General features: G+C 53.9%; 7 protein-coding genes, 2 tRNA genes and 1 riboswitch. All 9 genes read right to left on the bottom strand.

Annotation, left to right across the window (positions count from 1 at the left end; translation table 11 throughout):
- Positions 1-5: 5 nt before the first annotated feature.
- A complete protein-coding gene (thiH, locus tag BZJ19_RS15985) occupies positions 6-1,157 on the bottom strand; it encodes a 2-iminoacetate synthase ThiH (protein WP_077578160.1) in 1,152 nt (383 codons plus the stop codon).
- Positions 1,157-1,930, bottom strand: a complete 774-nt coding sequence (locus tag BZJ19_RS15990) for a thiazole synthase (protein WP_077676354.1) — start codon at positions 1,928-1,930, stop codon at positions 1,157-1,159. The genes thiH and BZJ19_RS15990 overlap by 1 nt, the downstream gene beginning before the upstream one ends.
- Before the next feature lie 2 nt (positions 1,931-1,932).
- Positions 1,933-2,130, bottom strand: a complete 198-nt coding sequence (gene thiS, locus BZJ19_RS15995) for a sulfur carrier protein ThiS (RefSeq protein WP_046074603.1) — start codon at positions 2,128-2,130, stop codon at positions 1,933-1,935.
- Positions 2,114-2,881, bottom strand: coding sequence for a HesA/MoeB/ThiF family protein (locus BZJ19_RS16000; protein WP_077676355.1), 768 nt, complete (start codon positions 2,879-2,881; stop codon positions 2,114-2,116). Before BZJ19_RS16000 ends, thiS begins: the two co-directional genes overlap by 17 nt.
- A complete protein-coding gene (gene thiE, locus BZJ19_RS16005; RefSeq protein ID WP_077676356.1) occupies positions 2,865-3,533 on the bottom strand; it encodes a thiamine phosphate synthase in 669 nt (222 codons plus the stop codon). Before thiE ends, BZJ19_RS16000 begins: the two co-directional genes overlap by 17 nt.
- Positions 3,530-5,506, bottom strand: a complete 1,977-nt coding sequence (gene thiC, locus BZJ19_RS16010) for a phosphomethylpyrimidine synthase ThiC (protein ID WP_077676357.1) — start codon at positions 5,504-5,506, stop codon at positions 3,530-3,532. Before thiC ends, thiE begins: the two co-directional genes overlap by 4 nt.
- A gap of 93 nt (positions 5,507-5,599) precedes the next feature.
- Positions 5,600-5,699, bottom strand: a riboswitch (TPP riboswitch).
- A 56-nt stretch (positions 5,700-5,755) separates the two neighbouring features.
- Positions 5,756-6,136, bottom strand: a complete 381-nt coding sequence (gene crcB, locus BZJ19_RS16015) for a fluoride efflux transporter CrcB (RefSeq protein WP_069586806.1) — start codon at positions 6,134-6,136, stop codon at positions 5,756-5,758.
- Between the two features lie 149 nt (positions 6,137-6,285).
- Positions 6,286-6,362: transfer RNA gene (locus BZJ19_RS16020), tRNA-Trp, on the bottom strand.
- A 146-nt stretch (positions 6,363-6,508) separates the two neighbouring features.
- Positions 6,509-6,585, bottom strand: a tRNA-Asp gene (locus BZJ19_RS16025).
- Positions 6,586-6,677: the final 92 nt, after the last annotated feature.

Genomic DNA, 6,677 nt, shown 5'->3' on the forward strand with positions numbered 1-6,677 from the left:
TGTCGCTAACCCGCTGCCGTTTGTGAAGCCATTTGCGCCTGACGCGCGATATCGTAGATGTTATCCCAATCTTTCCATACCACCTCAAAACCGAGCGCACGAACGCTGGCGGCTACCTCTGCCGCGCTGCGCTCATCACTGATAGCAAACTGCTCCAATTGTGGCTCCGGGTTCGCGTAGCCGCCCGGTTGGGTTTTTGACGCCGCGGATAAGCTCGTGACCCCAAGCGGTAACACATTGTCGCGAAAGTGCGGTGACTCACGTGTCGATAGCGACAGCTCCACCTGCGGATTCCACAACCGATAGGCACAAATCAGCTGAACCAGCTGCTTATCCGTCATCACCGATTTCGGCTGTAAGGCGCCCGCGCAAGGGCGTAAGCGAGGAAAAGATAGCGAGTAGCGGCTTTGCCAGTATTGCTTTTCCAAATAATCCAGATGCTGGGCGGTAAAAAAGCTGTCGGTACGCCAGTCCTCAAGGCCAATCAAGGCGCCCAAGCCGATCTTATCGACCCCTGCTTGTGCCAACCTATCTGGGGTTTGCAACCGATAGTGAAAGTCGGTTTTATTCCCGCGCTTGTGGTGTTCCCCATAGGTTGGAGCGTGGTAGGTTTCTTGATACACCATTACCGCATCCACCCCCTGTGCCACCAAGGCGCGATAGGCCTCGGTATCCAGCGGCTGCACCTCCATCGCCACATGATGAAAGTATTGCTTCACCACCGGTAAGGCGCGGAGAAAATACTCGAGCCCCACCTTGGTTTCATGCTCACCGGTCACCAAGAGCACACTGTCAAAGCCCATTTTTTTGATCGCTTCACACTCGGCGGCAATCTCAGCTTCATCCAGCGTGCGCCGTTTGATTCGGTTTTCCATCGAAAAACCGCAATAGGTACACACGTTGGCGCATAAATTGGAGAGATACAGCGGAATATAAAACCCCATGGTGTAGCCAAACCGCTGCCTCGTCAGCGCCGCAGATTGCTGAGCCATGGCCTCGAGATATCCTTCAGCGGCAGGACTGATAAGGGCGGCAAAGTCATCCAAATTACGCGAGGATTTAGCCAGCGCCCGCTCGACATCTTGGCGCGTTTTACTGTAAATCGAAAGCCGATGATGATCCCAATCGAGTGCTGCCCACCGCTCAGAAAAACTCATCACGCCTCCTTAGCGTCAAGAAACGCGGTTAAGGGGCTAGAAGCGTGGGCGTGATTATGTGAGCCCGCCAGCCCAGCGCGATACGCACACCGCCCGGCTTCAACCGCTTGTTTAAACGCTGCGCCCATGGCAATCGGATCGCCGGCGGTGGCAATCGCGGTGTTGACCAAGACGGCATCGGCGCCCCGCTCCATCGCTAACGCCGCATCTGACGGTGCGCCAATGCCGGCATCAATGATCACCGGCACGCGAGCTTGCTCGATAATGATATCGAGAAACGCCATTGAGGCCAGCCCTTGGTTGGAGCCAATCGGTGAGCCAAGGGGCATCACCGCCGCGCATCCCACCTCTTCCAAACGCTTACACAGCACAGGATCGGCATGACAATATGGCAGCACCACAAACCCCTCATCTACAAGGGTTTTCGCCGCTTGAAGGGTTTCAATCGGGTCAGGCATCAAATATTTGGGGTCGGGGTGAATCTCCAACTTCACCCAGTGCGTTCCCAATGCTTCTCGGGAAAGACGCGCGGCAAAGACCGCTTCTTGCGCATTCTTCGCTCCCGAGGTATTGGGCAGCAGGTGTACACCTAGCTCGCGCAGCGGGGTTAAAATATCATCTTGTATGGCATGGACATCGACTCGCTTTAGCGCCATGGTGACCAGTTCAGTACCACTGGCCGCCAGTGAATCGGCCATGGTCTTGCGACTAGCAAACTTGCCGGTGCCGGTTAACAGTCGAGATGAAAACGTCGTATCCGCAATGGTTAACATAATTATCCTCCGGCAATCGCTTGAAATACCGCCAAGCTATCGCCAGCGGTGAGTGACGTGGATGACCAAGCATCACGCGCAATAATGGTCTGATTTAGCGCCACTGCGACCGACTCGGCTGGCACCTTCATCTCCTCAATCAATTGCGCGACGGTCGTGGCATTGACCTCTGTCGGCGTGTCATTAATGGTTAACTGCATCGCTTACCTCCCGCTTTGGCTGACAAACCGCACAATGCGGATCCACGGGCAGCGAAAAGTGCTGCCATGTCATGGTTTGTCCATCCAGTCGTGACAAGCGATTGGTTCCGACCGCCTGCCCTAATAACAGCTTTATTGCTTCCAGCGCTTGCGCGGTGGCCATCATGCCGACCACAGGTCCCATTACCCCAGCTTCAGCGCAGCGTGTAGGTTCGGAAAACGTCACGTCTGCGAAGGCGCACGCATAACATGCGCTATGCGGTTGATAAACCAATAACTGGCCTTGCCAACCGATCGCCGCCGCGCTCACCAACGGCGTACCAGCCTCTACACAGGCTTGATTGACTGCATGGCGAGTGGCGAGATTATCACTGCAGTCAAGAACCACATCCGCCATCGCTACTTCAAGCGCCAGACGCTCACCTTCTAGATAGGCATTGATGGCTCGGCACTGGCAATGTGGATTCAGCGCGACCAAGTTAGCGGCTAGTGACGCGGCTTTATCGGTGCCGATTTGCGCCTCCCGATACGCCACCTGACGCGCCAAGTTAGATAGCTCAATGTGGTCCGAGTCAGCAATCGCTAACTGACCCACGCCAGCGCCTGCAAGATAGAGGCCCGCGGTGGTTCCAAGCCCACCGGCACCGACCATCAACACGCGCGCATTGCTCAGTGCCTGCTGTCCACGCTCTCCGACTTCTGGCAGCATGATTTGCCGGCTATAGCGCAGGTATTCACTGTCCGATAGCATCGCGCTCTCCTTGCTGTCTGGATGGATTAAGACAGCGGTCAAATGCGTCAATGCGCGCCGCTAAATCAGGCGCTTGCGTCACGGCACGGACCACCGCAATGGCGTCCACGCCAGTGCGCCAAACGTCAGGGGCTCGGTTGAGATCAATACCGCCAATCGCCACCGTCGGGAAGCGGCCATCCACAGTCGCCACCTGCTGCGCTAACGCAGAAATGCCTTGCGGCGGCTCGGCGAGCTGTTTGGTGGTAGTGGGAAAAATATGGCCGATGGCGAGATAACTGGGCGAGAGCGCAATCGCTGCGGCAAGTTGTTCGGGACTGCGTGTCGATACGCCAAGGCGCACGCCTTGCCGCGCAAGTCGGTCAAGATCCGCCTCTTGTAAGTCTTGCTGGCCCAGATGAACGCCATAGGCGCCAGCTTCAAGCGCAAGCTGCCAGTGATCGTTGATAAACACCTGCGCATGGTGCGCGCGGCCCAAAGCCACCGCGCGCTGTACCCAGTCTGCCAATTGTGGATGGGCTGGCTGCTTCACACGCAGTTGCACGGTTTTCACGCCCAAGCAAAGTAAGCGTTCAAGTAAATCCACGTCGTCTACCACCGGATATAATGGGCCTATGCCTTCCGACATAGGCGCAAACGGGGTCAGGCTCATGATTCCACCTTATCGCTGTCGCTTATCTCAGCGCCTTGTGGTGACGAATGTTGGGATTTTTGTAGGTAGAGCTCACTGCCCTTTTCTCGAAACTCTTGCGATTTTTGCTGCATGCCTGCTAACGGGTCTTCCAGCATGGTGACATCAATCGCTTCGCCCGCGGCGGCATAGCCATTTTCTTTGGCATAATATCGGACTTCTTGGCTGATTTTCATGGAGCAGAATTTCGGCCCACACATGGAGCAAAAATGCGCGACCTTGCCCGACTCTTGAGGCAGGGTTTCATCGTGATAAGCACGCGCCGTCACCGGGTCTAAAGCAAGGTTGAACTGATCTTCCCAGCGGAATTCAAAGCGCGCTTTGGAAATGGCGTTATCTCGCACCTGCGCGCCCGGATGTCCTTTGGCTAAGTCGGCGGCGTGCGCACACAACTTGTAAGTAATCAGTCCGGTTTTAACATCCTCTTTATTGGGCAGACCCAGATGCTCTTTGGGCGTGACATAGCAAAGCATCGCACACCCAAACCAGCCAATCATCGCCGCACCAATCCCGGAGGTAATGTGGTCATAGCCAGGCGCAATATCGGTAGTCAGCGGGCCTAAGGTATAGAAAGGCGCTTCGTGGCAATGGGTGAGCTGCTCGTCCATATTCTCTTTGATCATGTGCATGGGCACATGGCCGGGGCCTTCAATCATCACCTGTACATCGTATTCCCATGCCACCTTGGTTAGCTCGCCCAGGGTACGTAACTCACTGAACTGGGCTTCGTCGTTCGCGTCAGCTACTGAGCCTGGGCGCAATCCATCGCCTAACGACAGCGATACATCATACGCGGCACAAATTTCGCAGATTTCGCGAAAATGGGTATAGAGGAAGCTTTCTTGATGATGCGCCAAGCACCATTTGGCGATAATCGACCCACCACGCGAGACAATCCCAGTCACGCGATTGGCAGTCATGGGCACATAGTGCAAACGCACCCCGGCGTGAATGGTAAAGTAGTCGACCCCTTGTTCGGCTTGCTCTATCAAGGTATCGCGCATCACTTCCCAAGTCAGGTCTTCGGCAATGCCATTCACTTTCTCAAGCGCCTGATACATAGGCACGGTGCCAATCGGGACTGGGCTATTGCGCAAAATCCACTCACGAGTTTCGTGGATATTGCGTCCGGTCGATAAATCCATCACCGTATCCGCGCCCCAACGCGTCGCCCACACTAATTTTTCAGTTTCTTCTTCAATGGAGGAGCTCACCGCCGAGTTACCAATATTGGCATTCACTTTCACTAGAAAGTTACGTCCAATAATCATCGGCTCCGCTTCTGGGTGGTTAATGTTGGCAGGAATAATCGCACGCCCTTCAGCAACTTCTTGGCGCACAAATTCGGGAGTGATGTTTGAGGGTAAATGCGCGCCAAAGCTTTCTCCTGGGTGCTGGCGGTTTAGCTGCTCTTCACGATACTGCTGACGCCCCATATTTTCCCGGATAGCGATAAATTCCATCTCTGGGGTGATAATGCCTTGGCGTGCGTAGTGAAGTTGGGTCACACATTGGTTAGGTTTCGCCCGACGGATAGGCGGTAAGGCACTAAAGCGAAGATCATCTAAGGTTTCATCACTAAGGCGGGTCTGCGCATAGTCTGAGCTCACTGCATCAAGAAACTCTGTATCGGCACGCTCATCAATCCAGGCTTTGCGCACTGGGGCTAAGCCTTGGTAAATATCGATAGCACTCTGTGGGTCAGTATAAGGCCCTGATGTGTCATAAACCCGAATGGACTCATTGGCTTCATACTGCGGATTGTCTTTACTGCCGCCCACAAAGGTCGGAGACAGATGGATCTCGCGCATGCCCACGCGAATATCAGGTCGAGAGCCCTCGACATAGACTTTTTCCGAGTTGGGGTAGGTTTGCGCAGAGAGAGAATCAATAAAGGATTTGGCCTCAAGACGGGCCTGTTTACGGGTCGACATAGCATTACTCCGGTGTTCATTATGGGAATTAATGCTTGCCGGAAAACGCTGAATTGAGATGTGAGCAAACTGGCAGACGCGTACGGTCTGTGATCTGATGCATCTCTTGTTCCCTTCGCTGGTCCTAACCAGATCAGGTTCAACGGATCCCACTTAACGTGGTCTCAGCCAATTGGCACTCCGACAAGTTCAACGCCAGTATAAGAAATCACCGCCGCAACAACAAGCGACGTACTAGCATGTTTTTACCTACCCAGTAATGCGTCCTAGCAGCCAAGCCCCCATCGCGGCCGCTCCCAAGCATAACGCAAGGTTGAGACCCACGTTTAACAAGGCTTTCACCGTCTCACCATGCTGAAAAAGAAGCAAGGTATCCACAGAAAAGGTCGAGAAGGTGGTGAACGCGCCCAAAAAGCCAATCGCAATCAGTTGACGCCAAGGTACAGGGGCAATCAGCTCTTGGCTCATCGCCGCTAAAAAGACACCCATCGCTAATGATCCCAGCACATTAACCATTAGGGTGCCGTACGGGAATCCTCGACCAAACACTGCGACGCTCCACTCTGAAACTAAAAAACGTGAAGACGCCCCTAATGCGCCACCAAGTCCTACCCACAATATGCTTACCACTGGGGGCTCCTTTTGATTGGTAAAAAGTCATCATACCGCGACATGTGAACAAGAAACAGGAGGAAGAAAAAGGGAAAAGGATCAGGGGTGCTAGAAGCATAATGAGTCACATACAAAAAAAGCACCGACAATGTCGATGCTTTGATGTGTGGCAGGGGTAGAGGGATTCGAACCCCCAACACGCGGATTTGGAATCCGCTGCTCTGCCAATTGGAGCTATACCCCTGTAGATAGGTGCCTATTGTAGCGATCCCGCGACAAATTACCACCACCAATTACTCTTCAGACGTTTGATCGCTTATTTATAAAGCAAATCGCCCCAACGACCCAATAACAAAAAACCCCAGCTTCTCAGCTAGGGTTTCTTAGTAGTGGCGGAGTGGACGGGACTCGAACCCGCGACCCCCGGCGTGACAGGCCGGTATTCTAACCAACTGAACTACCACTCCGCACCAATTCTGTATGACTAAAGACTTATATCTCTTTGCTTTAATCAATTGTAATCAAAGCCTGGCGATGTCCTACTCTCACATGGGGAGAC

Origin of the sequence: Salinivibrio proteolyticus (assembly GCF_001996165.1) — a bacterium.
Lineage (GTDB): Bacteria > Pseudomonadota > Gammaproteobacteria > Enterobacterales > Vibrionaceae > Salinivibrio > Salinivibrio proteolyticus.

What these genes read in the sequence shown, in the direction of transcription:
- thiE (WP_077676356.1), bottom strand. Translation starts at nt 3,533, where the DNA reads ATGAGCCTGACCCCGTTTGCGCCTATGTCGGAAGGCATAGGCCCATTA.
- BZJ19_RS16000 (WP_077676355.1), bottom strand. Translation starts at nt 2,881, where the DNA reads ATGCTATCGGACAGTGAATACCTGCGCTATAGCCGGCAAATCATGCTG.
- BZJ19_RS15990 (WP_077676354.1), bottom strand. Translation starts at nt 1,930, where the DNA reads ATGTTAACCATTGCGGATACGACGTTTTCATCTCGACTGTTAACCGGC.
- thiC (WP_077676357.1), bottom strand. Translation starts at nt 5,506, where the DNA reads ATGTCGACCCGTAAACAGGCCCGTCTTGAGGCCAAATCCTTTATTGAT.
- thiS (WP_046074603.1), bottom strand. Translation starts at nt 2,130, where the DNA reads ATGCAGTTAACCATTAATGACACGCCGACAGAGGTCAATGCCACGACC.
- thiH (WP_077578160.1), bottom strand. Translation starts at nt 1,157, where the DNA reads ATGAGTTTTTCTGAGCGGTGGGCAGCACTCGATTGGGATCATCATCGG.